The sequence below is a fragment of the Mycoplasma iguanae genome, assembly GCF_024722375.1.
Taxonomy (GTDB): domain Bacteria; phylum Bacillota_I; class Bacilli_A; order Mycoplasmatales; family Metamycoplasmataceae; genus Mycoplasma_M; species Mycoplasma_M iguanae.
Genome location: NZ_CP102734.1, coordinates 568,356 through 587,510 on the forward strand (window position 1 = coordinate 568,356; position 19,155 = coordinate 587,510).

12 protein-coding genes are annotated in these 19,155 nt (G+C 27.6%); 3 read left to right on the forward strand and 9 right to left on the reverse strand.

Annotated elements, in window-relative coordinates; translation table 4 throughout:
• Positions 1-35: 35 nt before the first annotated feature.
• Together NV226_RS02620 and NV226_RS02625 are read right to left on the reverse strand one after the other, a co-directional pair.
• Positions 36-1,349, reverse strand: a complete 1,314-nt coding sequence (locus NV226_RS02620) for a hypothetical protein (protein WP_258210769.1) — start codon at positions 1,347-1,349, stop codon at positions 36-38.
• A gap of 23 nt (positions 1,350-1,372) precedes the next feature.
• Positions 1,373-2,305, reverse strand: coding sequence for a hypothetical protein (locus NV226_RS02625; protein ID WP_258210770.1), 933 nt, complete (start codon positions 2,303-2,305; stop codon positions 1,373-1,375).
• Positions 2,306-2,476: 171 nt separating this feature from the next.
• Here NV226_RS02625 and infC point away from each other — a divergent pair, with 171 nt between their 5' ends.
• The 3 genes from infC to rplT are packed head-to-tail and all read left to right on the forward strand — an operon-like array spanning position 2,477 to position 3,704.
• Positions 2,477-3,124: a translation initiation factor IF-3 gene (gene infC, locus NV226_RS02630; protein WP_373423266.1), complete on the forward strand. Its 648-nt coding sequence runs from the start codon at positions 2,477-2,479 to the stop codon at positions 3,122-3,124.
• 18 nt (positions 3,125-3,142) lie between these two features.
• Positions 3,143-3,331, forward strand: a complete 189-nt coding sequence (gene rpmI, locus NV226_RS02635; protein ID WP_258210771.1) for a 50S ribosomal protein L35 — start codon at positions 3,143-3,145, stop codon at positions 3,329-3,331.
• Between the two features lie 19 nt (positions 3,332-3,350).
• Entirely contained in the window at positions 3,351-3,704 is a 354-nt protein-coding gene (gene rplT / locus NV226_RS02640) for a 50S ribosomal protein L20 (protein ID WP_258210772.1), read from the forward strand.
• 44 nt (positions 3,705-3,748) lie between these two features.
• Here the strand turns inward: rplT and mnmE are convergent, their stop codons facing one another.
• The 7 genes from mnmE to NV226_RS02675 form a co-directional block, all read right to left on the reverse strand.
• Positions 3,749-5,080 (reverse strand): tRNA uridine-5-carboxymethylaminomethyl(34) synthesis GTPase MnmE, encoded by a 1,332-nt coding sequence (mnmE, locus tag NV226_RS02645; protein ID WP_258210773.1) that lies wholly within the window; start codon positions 5,078-5,080, stop codon positions 3,749-3,751.
• Positions 5,081-5,156: 76 nt separating this feature from the next.
• Positions 5,157-5,360, reverse strand: coding sequence for a cold-shock protein (locus tag NV226_RS02650; protein ID WP_308738118.1), 204 nt, complete (start codon positions 5,358-5,360; stop codon positions 5,157-5,159).
• 151 nt (positions 5,361-5,511) lie between these two features.
• Positions 5,512-6,228, reverse strand: a complete 717-nt coding sequence (locus NV226_RS02655) for a hypothetical protein (protein ID WP_258210774.1) — start codon at positions 6,226-6,228, stop codon at positions 5,512-5,514.
• Positions 6,229-6,294: 66 nt separating this feature from the next.
• The gene (locus NV226_RS02660; RefSeq protein ID WP_258210775.1) at positions 6,295-8,073 is read right to left on the reverse strand and encodes a hypothetical protein; all 1,779 of its coding nucleotides are present in this window, start codon (positions 8,071-8,073) and stop codon (positions 6,295-6,297) included.
• Between the two features lie 255 nt (positions 8,074-8,328).
• Positions 8,329-13,380 carry a hypothetical protein gene (locus NV226_RS02665; RefSeq protein WP_258210776.1) on the reverse strand — a complete coding sequence of 1,684 codons (5,052 nt, stop codon included), beginning with the start codon at positions 13,378-13,380 and terminating at the stop codon, positions 8,329-8,331.
• A 60-nt stretch (positions 13,381-13,440) separates the two neighbouring features.
• Positions 13,441-14,190 carry a hypothetical protein gene (locus NV226_RS02670; protein ID WP_258210777.1) on the reverse strand — a complete coding sequence of 250 codons (750 nt, stop codon included), beginning with the start codon at positions 14,188-14,190 and terminating at the stop codon, positions 13,441-13,443.
• 235 nt (positions 14,191-14,425) lie between these two features.
• Positions 14,426-19,114 carry a lipoprotein 17-related variable surface protein gene (locus NV226_RS02675; protein ID WP_258210778.1) on the reverse strand — a complete coding sequence of 1,563 codons (4,689 nt, stop codon included), beginning with the start codon at positions 19,112-19,114 and terminating at the stop codon, positions 14,426-14,428.
• Positions 19,115-19,155 lie beyond the last annotated feature (41 nt).

Consider the following 19,155-nt stretch of genomic DNA (forward strand, 5'->3'; position numbering starts at 1 on the left):
ATGAAATTTTTCTTCTCATTTTTTGTTTGCAATGTTTAAATTATATAAAAAGTTTCTTCGCTGATCTTTTTAACTAACTGTTCCTGATTATAATCATTTATTTTTACTGCTTTTGAATTTAAGTTTTGATAATCTTTTTCTAATTGTTGCAATTCTTTAGACAAAACATTTAATTCATTTTTTGATTCAATTTTATAATGATAAAAATTAAAATCTCACAATGATTTTAGTTCTAAATAAATTTTGTATTTTGATTTGTTATTTAAATTTAAAGTAATAAAAGTGGTTTTATCAGAAATTTCTTTATTGTATTTTTCCAAATTTTTTAACAAAACAATAATTTCTGGAATACTTAATTTTCATAAATCACTGCGGTTTTTTTTAATTTTAGAAAATTGAATTTTCAAAATTTTCAATTTTTTGAATCAGAATAATTTGTCATAGAAATTTTTTGAATTTTTAAAAGACATTTTGGCAAACTTAATTTCTTTTTTAAAGTCTTCAAGCAAATATTTTCAAAAATAATAAACAGTTATTCTTTTTTCATTAATTTTATTTTTTAATTCTTCAATTTTGTTTTTTAATTCTTCTAAATTATTTTTTAGAGAATTGATATCTTCAATTTCATTATCAACTAAAAGTTCGGAAATTTTTGGATAATTTTGGTTGATTTGACTAAATTTTTCATAAAAATTATCTGGCACATTTAAATAAAGTGACATAATTTCGTTTTGATTATTAACCATATTCTCGGCAGCAATTTTTAAAAAATTTTCACGGTTTTCTATATAACTATCTAAGAAAGTCGTGAACTCTTTATAGTTTTTTAATTTAATTTTTTTAAAATGTTGTTCTACAGGTTGAGTTCATTTATCGATAAACTCTTTGAAATTTTTATTTTGATTTTTTAAAAAATCAATCATCAAAGCAATTTCTTTATTCAAAATAAAAGTGTTGTTAGAAATAGAAAACTGTTTCCAATTTTTCATTAATTTTTCCAAAATTAACTTGTTGGGTTCCAATCTAAAAAAAATACTTATAAACACATCAAGTATTTTTTTATTTTTGAAATGGTTAAAGTTCAGTAAATCAAAAGTCGGGAGGTCAAAATCATTAATTTTAATAGGTTTTTTTAGTTTTAATTTTTCATAAAAAAAAATATTTCCTTGGTAATGGTTGTCTTTGTAATTTAAAATATTGGTAAAAATTTTAATTTTATTTTCATCTTGATGATTATAAATAATTCCCAAATGATTCTTTTCACTTAAATGAAAAGAAATATCTTTTAAAAGATATTCATTTTTCATACGGTACTTAAGATTTTGAATTAAAATTGCTTTTTTACTCATTCTTGTTTACTCCAATAATAATTTTACCGGTTTTGTTTTTTTAAGAATAATGGTGAAACAATTAAATAAGAAAGGAAAATTACTGCAGTATTGACAATAATTTTTACAGGTGCTGTAATTAAATGGCTAATTATTGCTGTTTCTAATGAAGTAAATATTTTAGCTTGTACATCTCCATATGACAAAGTGATTGTTGCAATAGGTTCCAAAATTGCAGAAAAAACAATAATTGGGATTAATGCAAAATAACGTTTATTTGTCATTTTAAAACGTGCAAAAATAATGAAGGCAACCATTGATAAAGTTCCAATTGATGTAAAAACCATTAAAATTGGTTTATTTTTAATAAAGTTTCCTTGGTTTAAAATTTCTTGATCAATATTAGCGATTAAAGCCATCACAATTAAAATAATCACTAATAAAATTGTTACAGAAGAGTACATGTATAAATTACGTTTTAGTTTATCATCATTACCTCAACCAGTAATTTTTGCATTTCTTTTTTGTAATTTATTAATTTTATTTTTTATTTTTGAAGTTGTTTTATAAGTTCATTTTTCAGATTCTAAGGTAATTTGATTTTCAAATTTGTCAATAAGTTTTTGGTTTCTGACAAGCATTTTTTCATTTGCATAACGTTTGCTAATAAATTTTGAGTAAAATAGCATTACAAGTCCTGGAACTAATCCTGTAATCACTAAAGCAATGCTGTAATATACTGAATATACAGTGGGAACAAACAAAAAAGATAAAAAATCTGAAATAATCGCTACAACCGAAGCAATAAAAGGCCCTAAAAGTAATCCTGTTACTTTTATTGGTAATCCAATAAAAGAAAAACGAAACATTGGTAATGCAGTGGGAGGAAAAATTTTAACTCCGACAATTACAAAAACAACAGATACCGAAATTAAAATTGCTGCAAAGGCAATGTTTTTGTTTGTTCATATTCTCATGATGTTAATTATATATTTTTATTTATCTTATTAATAAAAATATGTTAAAATATTGACGCAATAAGATAAAAATACTGATATTTATTATTGCATTAAGTAGATTCACTTCTCACCTGATGATTATTTCATGGGTTAGCATAATATTTTAAATAAATAATATTTTGTCTAAAGATGAGAAAAGTGGATGCCCACTTTTATTTTTTATTAAAGGAGACTATTATTAAATCAGTCCAATCTGTTCAAGGTAAAAAACGCCCTCAACAAGAACATTTAGTAAATAACAATATTCCATTTCCTAAAGTTTTTGTTTTTGACCAAAATAATGAAAAAATTGGTGTTAAAACATTGAAAGAGGCAGTTGCTTTAGCTCAAGAAGCTAAAATGGATCTTGTTTTAATTTCTGTAGACAATTCAAGTGGTAAACCTAAACCCATTACTAGAATTTTAGATTACGGTAAATTTAAATATGATCGTAAAAAGAAGAAAAAAGAAGCTAAAGAAAAACAAACATTTATTCAAAATCGTGAAATTAGATTAACACCAAGAATCAATGATAATGATATAAAAACTAAAGCTAAAAAAGCTCGTGAATTTTTATTGAATGGTGATCGTATCAAAGTTTCATTAAAATTTCGTGGTAGAGAATTACTTCGTCCTGAATTGGGAATTGAAGTACTAGATAAACTTTTTGCATATGTTGAAGATATTGCTAAAAAAACTAAAGAACCACAAATTAATGATCGTTTCCTAGATATGAATCTAGAAATAGATAAAAAGAAAAAACCTATTATTAAAAATGAAGCTCAAGAAGAAAAATAGTAATTTAGGAGGTTACAAATGCCAAAAATGAAAACCAAATCAGCTTTAACAAAAAGAATTAAAGTAACAGGTACAGGAAAAGTAAAGCGTTCACAAGCTTACAGATCACACTTAGCACAAAATAAAACCACAAAACAAAAAAGACATTCAAGAAAATCTACTTTAATGTCAGCTTCAGATCTAAAAAGATTTAAAGGTTTATTTTAATTAAAGGAAGGTATGACAAATGAGAGTTAAAGGCGGAACAGTCACAAGACAAAGACGTAAAAAATGATTAAAATTAGCTAAAGGGTACTGAGGTCACAAATCAATCGGTTTTAAAGTTGCTAAACAGGCAGTTGTAAAATCTTGAACATATGCTTTTAGAGACCGTAAGCAAGTTAAAAGAGATTTCCGTAAATTATGAATTGCTAGAATTAATGCAGCTTGTCGTCCACAAGGAATTAGTTATTCAAGATTAATTAATGGATTAAAAATTGCGAACATTGAAATTAATCGTAAAATGCTATCTGAATTAGCTATTCACCAACCAGAAGTTTTTAGTTCAATTGTAAACACAGCTAAAAATGCTTTACAATAAAACAATAATAAAAAAGTCCCATTAAATTAAAACGGGGCTTTTTTTTATTTTCCTAAACAAAAATTACTAAACATAGAATCTAATAGTCTTTCATTATCAGGTTTACCAATAATGCTATATAAAGATTCTCAAGCTTGCCTGATATCTACAATTACCACATCAGGACCAAAACCATTTTCTAAAGCTTTTTTAGCATCTTCTAAAGCTACTCCTGCAGCTTTAGCTAAAGTAATTTGTCTTTGGTTACTCAAAACATAGTTATCATCTAGTAAATCGGCTGAAATAAATGTTTTGTCTAATAATTTTTCAAAAGCTGTTAAATCATTATTTTTGGTTGAAATATAAACGAAATTTTTTCTAAAATCTGCTGCACTTAAAAGGTCTTTTTTATTATAAACTTTGAAATACTTTTTATTTCTGGAAGTTTCACTTATTTGTTGGTCATAAATGTTTTCACCTATAGTAGGATCTATTAGGTGAATAATTAGTTCTGAATTTTCAATAGTTGTGAAAGTTTTTTCCATTCCAATTTGTTCAACAAGATCTTTGCTGTGTCTAATCCCTGCGGTATCTTGAATTTTAAATAAGATTCCATTGTATTGCCATGCTGCTTCTAAAACATCGCGTGTGGTTCCAGAAATATTAGTAACAATTGCTTTTTCTTCATTTAATAAAGCATTTAATAATGAAGATTTACCAACGTTAGGTTGCCCTACAATTGCCATTTTAACACCTTCAAAAATATTTCTGGCATTTTCAGATTGTTTGATAATTGTTTGCAATTTTTGGAGTAAATTATTAATTTTTGGTAAAAAAGTTGTAATAGTTAATTCTTCTATATCATCCATTTCAGGATAATCAATGTTGGTTTCACAATGACCAATTAAAAATTCGATATCCGCAATTAAATCATGAATTAAATCAGAAGTTTTATTTTGCAACTTCGAAGCAGATTTAATAGCTTGTGCTTTGGTTTGAGCGTGAATTAAATCGTTAATAGCTTCTGCTTTTACTAAATCCATTTTGCCATTTAAAAATGCCCGTTGTGAAAATTCTCCAGGATTAGCCATGCGGCAGCCATGTACTAAAAATAATTCTAAAATTAATTGCGTATTAACATGACCACCATGAGCATTAATTTCTACTGTATCTTCGCCAATAAAATTTTTTGAACCTTTAAATCATAAAACGAGCACTTCATCTATTAGTATTTTTTTATCATAAATTCAACCATGGCTGACAGTATTGTTTTCACCAACTTTGCCTTTAAAAAATTTTTGCACTATATTAAAAACATCAGGACCAGTGGCCCTAATGATAGAAATGGCTTGATTTATTTTATTTCCTGAAGCAATTGCGACAATATTATCAAACATATTTTTAATATTTTACTTTAAAAAAACAAAAAACCACTTAAAGTTTCGCACTTTAAGTGGTTTTAATGAATATTTTTTAAATAGGTCTAATTTTTAGAGCTTGCTTTTTATCGCCTTTGTTTGAAATTTCAAATTCAACATTTGTATCTTTTTCAATGGTTTTGAACCCTTGAACTTCTAAATTAGAATAGTGAAAAAATATATCTTCACCATGTTGATCAGCAATAAAACCATAACCTTTAGTTTCATTAAATCATTTAACTTTACCTTGTGTTATCACACCTACATCCTCTCCGAAATGAATTTCTAGTTTGATTAATATTAAATAGTAATTTTAGTAGAAATTATTAGGAATATAGATGTATATATTGTAATAGCTAATGACAAATTATTATTTAATATACGTCTAATTATACTATTAAATTAAATATTTATAACAATATTGCCAAAGCATTTTGTGACCCAAAAACAGCATTATCACGTACTAATTGTTGAATTGCCAAAAAAAATTCTTCAGTTGTAGCAAATTTTGTTTTACTTAAATAAAAAGTTTTTGGAGCATTGTAATCTTGATTTTCTTGGCCAGAAACACCATCAGCACATCTTAGGGCAAGTCCTTGTTCTAGAAGTTGTAAATTATTTTTTAAGGCTAAATTTAAAATCTGATTTGCAAAATCATCTTGTGATCGAATACCATGTCTTACTACTTGTGCAAAATATTGTTGTAATTGTTTTTCAGTTTTGTTAATTTGCATTACTAGATAGTTTTGATTTACTCAAAAACTATTTAAATTTCATAATTGTAAATCAAAAGTTGGTATTTCAACGTATTGATATTGATGAAAACCAGTTAGTGTTAATTTTTTAGTAACAGCAGGACCAATTACTACTTTGTTGAAATCTTCAATTGTGGCTGCTGGGATAATATTAAATAATTTATATTCTAAAATAAGATCATGTGATTGATTATTAAAATCAATTAATTTTACTGGCTCTCATCCTGTATTTTTTGGAGGTTCAATCTCAAAAAGTAATTTTAAAACTGCTTTTTTTTCATCGACAGAATTGGCTTGTTGAAATAATTTTAAGAAATCTTTTTTTGAATATTTTCATTTATTTCCATTAATTAAAGCTTTTTGCGAAATCATATTATTCCTTTTAAAATTAAATAATTAATAAAAAAACGCTTAACGCGTTTTTATTAATTATCGATTTTATAATACTGCTTCAAAAGCATCGCCACTTGATGAAGCTGTTGCAGTTGTTTCGAAAACAAATTTACTTGAAAATAAACTATTTGATTTAGAAGTATCTGATTTTAAGTAAACTTTAACCTCATATGTTTTAGAAGCGCTTAAACCAGAAAATGTTACTTTTTGAGTTCCATTTTTTGTAACTGTATAATCAGCTTTAATTTCTGTAGCAGCTGGAGTTGAACTTGCTGCGCCAGTTTCAGAAGAAGAAGCTGAAACAGTAACTTCTGTAGCGTATAGTGTTAATTGAGTACCTTCTGCAAATTGATTTAATCCATCAATTGTTAATTCTGCAGTAGTATCTTGAATAGTTGATTTTTGTGTATCTATTTTTAGAGCTTTTAATAATTTAAACTCAGCATTTTTTTCTAATAAAGGAGTTTTAAATTCTTTATCATCTTTACGGAATACTTGACCTATATAATTTTGACCAGGTTCTAATTTCAATTTGCTGTCTGGTGTATTTTTAGAAAATTCAACTTTTGCAGTTGTTTCAGTTGTACTATCTTTAGACATTGAAACTTTATCTAAATCTGAAAATCTTAATTTTACATTTGCACCTAAAGGTTCAACTACTCAAGCAAAAACTAAATCAGTTATATCTGTCTCTAAATTATTTGCATTTGTTAGAGAAATAGTTGATTTTTCTTCTGTTAGTTCAATTTTTAAATCAGTTTTTGTTAAAGTTTTAACTTCGTGAGTTGCAAGTTCAGTTAAGCTATTACCATATCTGATGGCAAATTTAAATTCATAATCTTTATCTGCTGCTAAACCATAAATATCAAAACTAAATGATTCTAATGTAGTAACATCGAATTGTTTTTTAATAGGTGTTGAAGTGCTAGTTGCTGCTGTTTCAGTTGTTGGTTTAGTTTCATATGAAACTTCTAAGAAAGCTTTTGTTGAACTTGGGTCTTCTGCGTATCCTCTCAAGTTTTCTAGTTTGAAACTTGCACTATATGGGTTTTTATTGACTACAGTGATAGTTGGGACAGATTTAGTTCTAACAACTCTTTCATTCAATCCTTCATCAGAAATTAATGCACCAGCAGTATTATTTAAATAAACATTAATTAAGTACTCTGTATCAGGTTTTAAATCTGTTAAAGCATTTAATAATTCATAAACTGTGCTTTCTGTATTTGGTTTGGTATCTAAATTACCTAATGTAATAATTTTGTCTTTTAATGGTTGTTCTGGTTTATCTTTTTCACGGTATCTTACTGAGAAAGAACGAGCTAAGTATGAAGGATCTAAATTAGAAAATAAAAAGTCAATTGAAGTTGCTGAAGAAGATCTTACTTGGAAAGTAGGTTCTTTTCTTGTTTCAAAACTACCTTCTTCTAGTTTTTCTTCAGAATTAGCTGAAAAAATTTCATAATTATATTTTTTACCACTTTCCAATGATCCTAAAGTAACTGTTAGTTGTGTTGATGAAGAAATAAAAGGTTTTGATAATTTAGCAGCAGTTTTTTCTGTTCCATCTATTCAATAATCGATTCTTAAAGGAAGGTTGATGTAATCTTTACTTTTATCTGTATTAAAATCAAATTTTAAATCAACAGAATTAAATGATCTTGCAGATGTTTCCAAAGATAATTTAGAAACATTGCCCTTAACTTCACCTTCTTTTTTTTGTGAAGCTTGTGCCCCAATAACTGCTGCTGTAATAACTGTACCAACAACTCAAACAGCTCCAACTCCACCTACAATCGCAAGAGTTTTTTTTGACTTTGTCATATATTTACCACCTTTTGGTATTTGCACTAAAAACTTTTAAAAAATTATTTTTTAAGAAGAGTTTTATCATAAATTTATAATTCTACAATATTTAATAGAAATTATAAACTAAAACTGCTAAATTTAAAGCATTTTACTATTTTAATGATTAGATTTTTTTTATTATTTTCGATTATTTTAAAAACTAGATAACTTGTTTATTTTCAATAAAAAACTAAGGAATTAACCTTAGTTTTTCTAATTAAATTTTAATTATTAATTTGTTGCTGTACTAGGTGGATTTGAAGGGTTAGCTTCACTAGATTCACTTGCATCACCTGAATTGCTTGGTGTTACAGGTGCTTCTGGTGTTTGGTCGGGATCAGATTTTTTAAATCCATCTATTTCTAATGTATATTCAAGTGCTTTTGTTTTATTAGAACTTGAATCAGTGTCTGAACTAGAAGTTTTATAAATTAATACTTTAATGATTAATTTACCTTCTAAATCATTGGCACTATTCTTTTTATTAGTTGTTGTACTATTTTGGAATTCAATTGTATAACCATCACCAAAACTTAAATCAAATTTTGCTTCAAGTTGTTCTTTTTCTTTACTTAAATCTGAACCTAAAATTGTTGAAGCTAAAGTAGAATTTTTGTCTGTAAAAGTTGATTTATCTGAAACTTTCGGTGTAATTTTAGCAACATTAAATTTTGCATTTGATTCTAATAAATTAGTTTTTCCACCGCTTAAATTATAAGTTTCAAAATTAGGAATTAATTCTAAATAGTATTCTCCAGTTGTTGCTAGTCCTGTTAATGGAGAAGGAACTTCAAACAATGTTTGGTCAAATCCTGTAGGAATTTCAAACTCAATTTTATTATTTGTTGAGTAAGCTGTTTCAGTTGAAAGTTTTCAACTTAAAACAAATTTATGTCCTGCTAATCTTCCTAAATTAGTTAGATAAATTTTTGCTTGTGATTGAGTAGCATTTGAAACTACTAATGGTTGAACATCTTTTGTTAGTGTAGTTGCTCTTAAAGTTTCTGTTAATAAGTTAGTTGGATCTACATTTGTGCCGTTATAACTGTAAACTTCAAATACATAGTCATTACCAGCTTCAAGCGTTGTTAAATCTACTGGGAATAAAGTTGTATTAGTAAATTCTGATTTTTCTTGAATGGTTACCTCTACATCTTTGTATTTAGTTGTATCGCTTTTATTTGATGTGTAATCACTAGCTTTTCAATATCTTACAACTAATTTTTGACCTTCATATGTTGTAGCATTTGAAAGTAGTAATCTTGTTGTTGTAGTTGCTAATTCTGAAGCTTCTAATTTTAAAACATCTCTAGTTTTGAATGTAGCGTCAGTAGTTAGTAGTTTTGAATCTAGTCCTTCAACAAATAATTGATAAATATATTCTGTATTTGGTTGAAGATTTTTTAAAGTAAATTTATGTTCTGTACTCTCTGAAAGAGTAGTATCACCATTAGCTGGAGTTAATTCAGTAATTTCAGAACTGATAACTCTTGAATCTTTTCAAGCATTTTCATTGCTTGCATCTGATTTAGGTAAAGCTTTTAGAACAAGTTTTTGCCCTTTAAATTTATCATTAATTCCTTTGAAATAAATTTCTGCTTGTTTTGGTAAAACAAATGTTTTTTCTGCAACAACTTTAACATCATCTGTTGTGTGGAATTTAGGTCTTTGATTTTTATTTTTCAATAATTTAGTTAAAGGAACATTTTCGGTGTCATTGCCCACTTTAACATAAAATTCGTATGAATATTCTTTATTTTTTAATAAATCAGTTAAAACAACATTTAATTCACTTTTGGCAACGACTGTTTCCAGTGATTTTTCAACAACAACTGTTTTGCTTAAACTTGCATCTCAGTATTCTGTACGATATTTGACAATTAATGTTTCATCAATTAATTCTCTTAATTGTGTTAATTCAAGTAAAACACTCGTATTAGATACTTTAGCAACTTTCACTGCTGGTAAATTAGTTTGATTTAATAAAGTGAATTTTCTTTTATCTGTAGCTTTATCAGTTGTAATCACTCCACCTGTAGTTGTACCATCAGTTACAGTTGTAGTTTGTGGAAATACTTGGAAATATAATTCATCTTGTGGATTATCTAAAGTTAAATCATATAATAAAACTTTTTGTTCATTTAATCCTGTGTTAGCAGTGAATTTTAATTCAGATCCTACTTTTGAATTATCTGAAAATTTAAAAGCAATAACTTTTAATTCTGTTCCAGCTGTTTCTGTTAGTGTATCTAAGTGGGTGAAAGTAATTTCTACAGCAGATGCATAAGTTTTAGTTTGTTTTACTTTTAATTGGTTTTGAGTTTTAAAGGTTTTTAATTCTGATACAGAAATATCACCATTAAATAATCTATAAGCATAATTTTTTTCTGGGCTTAATCCAGTTAATACAGAAACAGTTGTATCTGTTCCATTTTTAGGAATAGTTACACTTACTGTACCAGTTGGTGTTTGACTTCTCAATGAATTTGCTAATTGATTTGTAACTTCAGAATTATCAACTGCTCAATATTTTAATACTAATGTTTGATCTTTAAATGCTGCAAAATCTGAGTATTTAATTCTAGCAGTAGTTTGTTTTACTTGGTCAGACTGAAGTGAAATATTTTTCTTAGTTGTAGCACTAATTGAACTATCCATCAATAAAACTTCAGGTGCATTATTTCAAACTATGTTAAATTCGTATTCTGTTTCTGGATTTAATCCTGGGTCAGTATTTAAAACAACTTGATTAATTGTATCAACGTTTATAGCTTTAAGATCAAATTTAGATCATTGTCCATCATTTGCTGTTGTTTTAGGTCTATAAACAACTGAACCTGATTTACCTTTTAAAGGAGCGAGATTTTTTAGTTTAAATAATACAGAAGTAGGATTTATTTTATCATAAGGAATTTCACCTTCGATTGAAGCTGTTGCAGTTTTTATATCTTTTTTCAATAATTCATGTGTTGTTGGAGTTGAATCCGCAGTTTGATTTGGAACAGATATGTTTAATTTAAACTCGTAATCTTTTCCTTCTTGAAGTTCTTGATTAAATTGAATAACTTCATTTCCACTTGCATTTGGTGTAAATTTAACTGTTTTTTTAAATACTGAATCAGAGATGTTTTTTTCAGTTAAAACAACTTCTAATTCTTTACCAACATATGTTTTAAGATCAGTGAATAAAATAACAACTTTGTTATTTGTAGCAATTGATTCTTCTTTTGGTTGGGTATTTGTTTCAAATGTATAAACTTGTGACACTGGTGCTAAATAGTGTTCACCCATAAATACAACTAATTTGTATTTAGTAGCTTCTTTTAAATCACTTAATTTAATGTTAGTTGATGAGGAAGTAATCGGTTCTGTAAGATTAATTGTTGATTTTTTAACTTCTGAAGAATTTCAATCCACTTCTTCTTCATCACTTGTCACAGCAATATACTTAACATCTAATTTGTTAATTTCTTTTGTAGGTACTGCAGCAGCAGGTGAATCAGCAGGAGCTGTAGAAGTATCCGCTGCAGCTGTTGAACTACTACTGTCAGCTGAATCAGATGAAGAACTATCTGCAGTTGCTGTAACTGTTGGGACAGGATCAGTGGGAACTGGATCCGCTGCTGGAGCTGGAGTTTTTTCTGATGCTAAACGTAAATCAAATTGTTCTAATTGATTAACATCTAAAGTTAGGCTAACTTCTTTTTGACCTGATTTATCAAGAGGAATATCAATTTTTACTCCTGATTCACTAAATCCTGCTAAAGTTGTGAAAGAACCTGAATTTTTCAATAAAGTAGTTTTGTTGTCTCCACCAATTAATTGGTAAACATATTCTGTACTTGGTTCTAGATTTAAAAGTTTAGCTTCAACATATTTTTTAGCTTCTGCACCAGATGTGGTAGTAGGAACTGTTAGTTCAAATGAAGCTATTCCAGCTGCTGATCAGTCTGAAACATTAGCAGTTTTTTTAGCTACTTTTAATCTTAAAGAAGATAAAGTTGCTGGATAGTTTGTGCTATGTAGATCATTCTTAAAACTATCAATATTATTAATTTTTAATAAAGCAGCACGAGCTTCTAAACTCGGGTTTGCTTTACTGTCTTCAACTTCATTTATCACAGGGTTGTTGTGTGTATTAAAATATTTATCTTGATCAGGTTTATTTTTTTGAGTTGAATCTGCAAATATTGGTTCATTATATGTTGAATCATTTTCAGCATAAACATTATATTTATAGATTTTATCAGGAGTTAAATCAGTAATATTTAGTAATAAGGCATCATTTCCATTTTGTGGTGTTAATGTAATTTTTCTGGCTGTTGAAGGAACAAATAAATCATCTTTATTCTTTACTTCAGAAATTAATAGATTTAATTTTGTACCTTTGTAACGAGATAGTCCTTGAATTCTCATTGAAGCTGTATTAATGTAACCATAAACTTGGTCAATTTGTAATCCAGCAACTGCGGTTTTAGCTTTTGGTAAAACACCTGTAATGTCAAATAAAGGTAATAAACCTTCAGCATCAAATAACATGAATGTATATTCAACATCATCATCTAATCCTGCTGGATTAAATGTAAAAGTTAGAGAACTATCACTATTTGATTCAGGAAAAGCAGGGATATTAAATGGTTGTAGTAAATTTGTATTTTTAAATGATTCAGTTGCTGTACTTACTTGAAATTTTGAAGTAGGAATAGCTTTTAAAATTAAAGTACGATTTTGATATGAAGCTAATCCTGAAACTGTTATAGCAAATGAACGAAATTGAGTTTCAGCTTTTATTTCTGGTCTAAATTTAGTCACAAATGAATTTACTAGTTTAGTTGCATCACCAACAACTACATCATATTCATATTTGTAATTTGAACTTAATTTATCTAAAAAGAATGTAACAATTTTTGCTTGTGGACTTTTTGTTATGAATTGACTTTTAATACTTATAGCATTATTTTTATTTAAGTCGTCTTGATTTGCAACACGACGATATCTTACAGAAATCATTTGTCCTGTTAGATCAGCTGGAACATTAAAACTTAATTTAGCACGATCAGTACTAATTAATGAATATTTTTCATCTAAGTTAATTTCAAATACTTGTTTCTTAGCACTAGTCATTTTGTCAGCTAAGGCTTTATTTTTAGCATCTTGTATAGCTTTATTGTTTTGATTATTAATAACAGCACCAGCAATAATTGAAGCGATTGCACCGGTTCCTAAAATTGAAATAGCGACCATTGAACCTAAAAGAATTTTCTTTTCATTTGATGAGCTCATGAATTCTCCTTATTTAATATTTTTTTAAATTATGTTTATTTCGGTTTTTCAATTTTAGTTTTATGTATTAGCGTTTGCTGTTTTAAATGATCCTGAAGCAACTGGTGTTTTTTCTTCACTTTTTACTAATTCTCATTGGTATTCGCTGTTTGGTACTAATGATTCTACTTTGATGCTAAACGATGGATCATCTAAACTAATATCGAATGGTCCACCAGGAGCTATGATAAAGTCTGATCCTACTGAAGATGCTAATTTATAAGTAAATTGTAATTTTGCTTCTTTTACACCGGCATAAGCTACTAAATTTGTAACTTTTACTGCTGCTGTTCTACCTGTTGGTGTAATTTCAACAATTGGTGTTGCTGATTGGTATCCTATTAATGATTCAAAAATGATTGTATCAGCAGTTGATGATTGAGCTAATTTAATCGAAGTTATAGCGGTAGTGTCAAAATTTGGAATTGAAGCTTTTGCAGCTGGTGATTGTGATGTAAATGATATTGTTTTATATTCTGGTTCTGCCTGAGTTTTGTAAGATAAGGTGTAATTTATATTATTAGGAATCCCTGTAAAATAAATTTCTAAAGATTTATCATCTTTTAATTCTAATTTTTCAATGAATTCTTTGGCGTTTGCTGTTAATGGTGTAAGTTGTTCAATAGTTTGCTTGTAAGTTTGGGGATCTTCCTTGTTCACTATTTGGTTTTGATAAGAACTAATAGCTATACTGGTCACAATAATTCCAGTCCCAAGCGCTATTGTAGAAACTCCGGCTACTGTAAATAGAAATTTAGACTTTTTTGTCATATTCTCTCCTTGAAATATTTCACTAAAAAATAAGTTTATTAGCTTTTTTTACATTCTTTTTTGTTGAATTTTTTGGCTTTAACTTACTATTTTTCAGGAAAATAATAAGTGTTTAGACACTTTTAAAAATTATAGCAAAAAACATTAATTTCATTAGTCTTTTCATCTCGTACTAGATGTTTTTTGCTTTTCGATAATAATAAAACAAAAGCACAGCTAGTGCTTTGTTTATATTTTATCTAAGTACTAAAGCACTTGAAGTACTTGGTTGCGCAGCGGGTTCTTCTTTTTTGAAGCCAGTAACAGAAAATTTCACCATAAATTCTTTACTATCTTTTGTAAATTTGTAATTTAATACAATACTTCCTTCGACATCATTAGCAGCTGAGGCACTTTCTAAACTAACTGTGTAATTAGCTAATGTAGGGACTTCTAAAAATCCTTCAAGTTCTGATTTTTTCTCTGTAGAAACATAATCAGAAGCTTTTTTATCTTTTACTTCATTTACTTTATCAGATTTTAAAGCAGCAGGTTTTAACATACTTTCACTTGCTTTAAATTTAACTGGACTAGTTCCTAATAAATTAATTGGTTTGTTTGCATTAACTGATGCTTTTGATTCTAATGAAACTGTTCATTCAGAACTATCAGTATTAGTAACTGATCATTGAGGGCTAAATTCGTATTCTGTATCAGTTTCTGGAAGTGTGAATTCGTATTCATTAGTTTCTGTTGCTTTAGTTAGTTTTAATACTAAAGGACGTCCTGCTAAAGATTTCACTGTAGCATCATTTAAATTTCACATAAAGTATTGCTTATTATCTTTTGTATAGATCATAGGTTGTGAAACTGTTTGTAATGTTTTAACTGTTAAATCATTTGCTAATAAATTAGCTGATAATTGTTCTGCTGTTGAACCAGTAGCAGCTTTTTGAACTAATTTAATATTGAATTTATATTCTTTATTAGCTTCTAGACCTTCGACAATTATAGGTAATAACATTTCTGATGTAAATGAATTGTCAGTAATATCTAATGTAATTGTTTTTTTTGTACTATCAGCAGTGTTTGTATATTCTACTTTTAAAGTTTGATTATTATAAGTTGCAAAATTAGATAATAGTAATTTAACTGCAATAGTTTCAACAGCTTCATTTTTTAAAATTAAAGTATCTTTAGTTTTAATTTCACCATTTTCTTTTAATAAAGGAGTATTTAATCCTTCGACAAAGAATTGGTAAATGTATTCTGAATTAACATTTAAGGCATAAATATCAAATATTTTTGTTGCATTTTTGTCGGCTACATTAATTTGTTCTAATGCAGTAGCAGTAATTCCTGTTGCAGCTGATCAATTAACTGTAGCTGAACCAGTTGGTTTTGGAGCAAATCTTAATTGGATTTTTTTGTCTTTATAATCAACTAAATTAGAAATAGTAATTGTAGCTGTTTTATTTGTGCTATAAGCTGTTTCCACTTTTGGATGTAATGAAGTTTTAAACATGTTTTGAGAAACATTAACATTTTCTTTGTCACCTTCTTTTGTATCAGCAGGTTCACTTACAAGAACTTTTGTACTATCTCCTGAGATGTCTGCTCAAACATCGTAGAATCATTCTTGGAATTCTTTTAAGTTTTTATCTTGAGTATCTAAATCTTGAATCACAAAATAAATTGCCTTTTCATCACCGCTAAGTGTAGTAACTTTAATTGTATCTAAGTCTTTTGGTACATCAATTGTGTGTTCACGAACTTCATTTCAGTATCTTGGACGATATTTAAAGACTAATTTTTGTCCGGCATATTGCTCTAATTGTGAAATTTTAATTCTTGCAGATGAAGGTGAAATTGCAGTAACTTCTACTTTAACTTTTTTATCTGTTTCTAATGTTTTAAATGTTCTTTTTAATAAAGGTGCAGTTGGTTCAATTGCAGTAGTAATTAATGCATTTGCATAAGTTTGATCACTTTGTTTAAATACCTGCACAATGTAATCTGTATTGGCAGTTAACCCTTGAACTAAAATACTTTTTGAAGATACATCATTGTCAAAGTTAACTGTAATAATATCACTTTGAGTTCCTCAACTTGGATCTGATGCTTGACCTGCTGTTTTTTTAGCAACAACAAGTTTTAGTTTATTTGAACCTTCACCCTTGATGGTGTTTAAGTCATTTAAAGTAATATAAGCATCTGTAATATAACTTGTTACACTAGCAACATTTACTTGTTTTTCTGTTGTAGTGGTTTTTAGTTCAGAAACAGCTATACCATTATTGAATAATTGATAAGCAATAACTGTATTAGGATTTAAAAATGAAACAGTAGTAGGTTGAGCTTTTCCTTCATTATCAACGACAACAGTTGATTGTTTAGCGCTTGCGCTTAAATCATCTCATGTTTTACTTGTTGGGGTAGGTTTATCTTCTGAAGGAATAAATTCAACATATTTCAAAATTAAATTAGCTGATTTATAATCTTCTAATTTTTCATAACTTGCTTTAATACTTGTTTGAGTAATATCTGAGATAGTAACAGTCACAGTATCTTTTGTTTTTGCACTTACTCATTCTGAAAATAAGTAAAGGTCTGTAGCGTCCACTGATTTAGTTGCTTTTAAAACAAAGTTAAATTCATAATCAGTTAAAGGTGCTAAGTCATTTAAGAATTTTTCACTACTATCTGCAGTAAATTTAATATCTTCACCAAAAATAATGTCATTACTATCTTTTACCCGGTAAACAATTGTTAAATCTTTATTTTTTAAGCTACCTAAATTTTCAAATTTATATTTAAATGATGTTGGATAAGATTCTATAACTTTAGCTTTTTGTGGCGCAGTAATACTTGAAGTTGAGATACTATCTTTTTTAGCAATTTGAGTATATGTACTTGATGTAGAATCTAAAATTTCAATTTCATAAGAGTAAGTTGAATTTGTTTCTAAACCTGTAACATTGGCAAAAATAATTCCATTTTCCGCAACAGTTCCAGTTTTTTCTAAACTCGGTACTTCTGTAGAATCTTTTTTGAATTTAATTTTGTATGTATTTCCTACATATGATTTTAGTGCATTTGTATATAAAATCATTCTTGTAGGTTCTATAACTTCTGCTTCAGCTGTAACTGTTTCTCTTGTTAAGAAAGAAGCGGGTTGATCTAAAATTGAAGAATATAGATAAGGAGCTACAAATAAATCATATTCATATTCAGAATCACTAGTTAGACTTGATAATTTGAAATCTTCTAAAGAATAAACATGTCCAGTTTTTGTAATTTTACTTTTAATTTTTGTGGCTGTATCTCAAGAATCATCAGTTTTTTTCTTATATCTTAATTCAATTTCATTAATTCCATTTTCTGTATAGAATTGAGCTAATAAATCACTTATTTCTAGACCTGAAAAACTTAAAGTTGTTGAAGTTTTACCAGTATCTCCAATTGGGGCTTTCTGAGTAGCAGCTGAAATAGTTTTTTTAGTTGTAAATTCATTATTGCTTTCCAATAATGCTTCTGTCGCTGTATCTCCAGCGAATAATTGAAATACATAAACTTTATCTGCTTCTAAACCTGATTTAATTTCAGCAGAAGCAAAATTTTCTCCTATAGCTCTAGATAAACTAACTTCTTTAATTAATTCACTTGAACTATCTCAATCTAATAAAGCAGCATTATTAGTAGGTTTTAGTTGATATTTTAATTTTAATGCTGAAATATCTAATTCTTGAATATTTTCAATTTTAATATTAGCAGCACGAACTTCTGTATATGGATTTTTAATTCCGTTTATCACTTCACTTACTTTAGGTTGAGCTAAAGTTCTAAAAGCAATAGCATTTGTTAGAAATGGATCATTATTTTTTGTATCTCTTGAGTCAAATACTTGTAATTTATATACACTCTCAGCAGTTAAATCTGATAATGAAACTGTAACACTAGTTTCTTTATCTTCAGCAAATGTTGGAACTGAAACTTCTACAAATTTAACTTGATCATCAACTGGTAAAAAACTTGACTCAGTTGAATCAACTTTTTTATAAGCTAATTTTAGTTTTTGATTTTCATAAGGTTTTAAGTTAGCTAATTTTAAAGTAGCTGTTTTTAATGATGGATTAAGATTTTGGATTTCTACACGGTTTAATGATGTAGTAAATGTTGCTATTTCAGTTAAAACTTCTACTAAAGCACGATCTGAAAACAACATTATTACATATTCAGTTTCATCTTTTAAAGTATTAAATCCAGCAGGTTTAAATCAAACATTTTTACTTGTTTCTTTGTCTCTAACATTAACTTCTTGTATTAATAAAGATTCTTGAAATGCAGCTTTTCCTTTTGTGTCATACAGTGATTTAGGAACTGCTTTTAATGTTAAACTTTCTCCTTGATATGAAGCTAAATTATTAATTACTAAATCAGCTGCACGGAAAGCTCCATTTGCTACTATAGTAGGATTTTGTTGTGTAATAAATTTTGAAAAGAAAAGTAAAGTACCACTTTCATCTTCTAGACGGTATTGGTATTCTGATCCAACATTTAAATCATCTAATAAAAAGACAACATCAACTGCAGTTTCAGAAGCAGTTGTTGCTAAAACAGCAACTTTTAACTTATCATCTTCAATTCCATTTCTTTTGTAATACAGTTTTAATAATTTTCCAGTTTGTTCTTTTGGTAGATTGAAAACTAATTTAGCAACTTTTGGTGAAAATACAGATAGTCTTGAATCAAATGTAATTTTAGAAGCTGCAGTAACTTTTTGAAATTCAGTTAAGTCATTAGATTCTAATAATCCTTGTTTTTTAGCATTTTCTTGTTTTTCTAAAGATTTATTTCTAATTGAATTTGCAGCAATGATTGAAGCAATTGCAGCAACTCCTAGAATAGAAACACCAGCAACTCCAACTAGTAATTTTTTATTCATATTTTCTCCTTATATTTAATTGAATCTATAAAAATATCTTT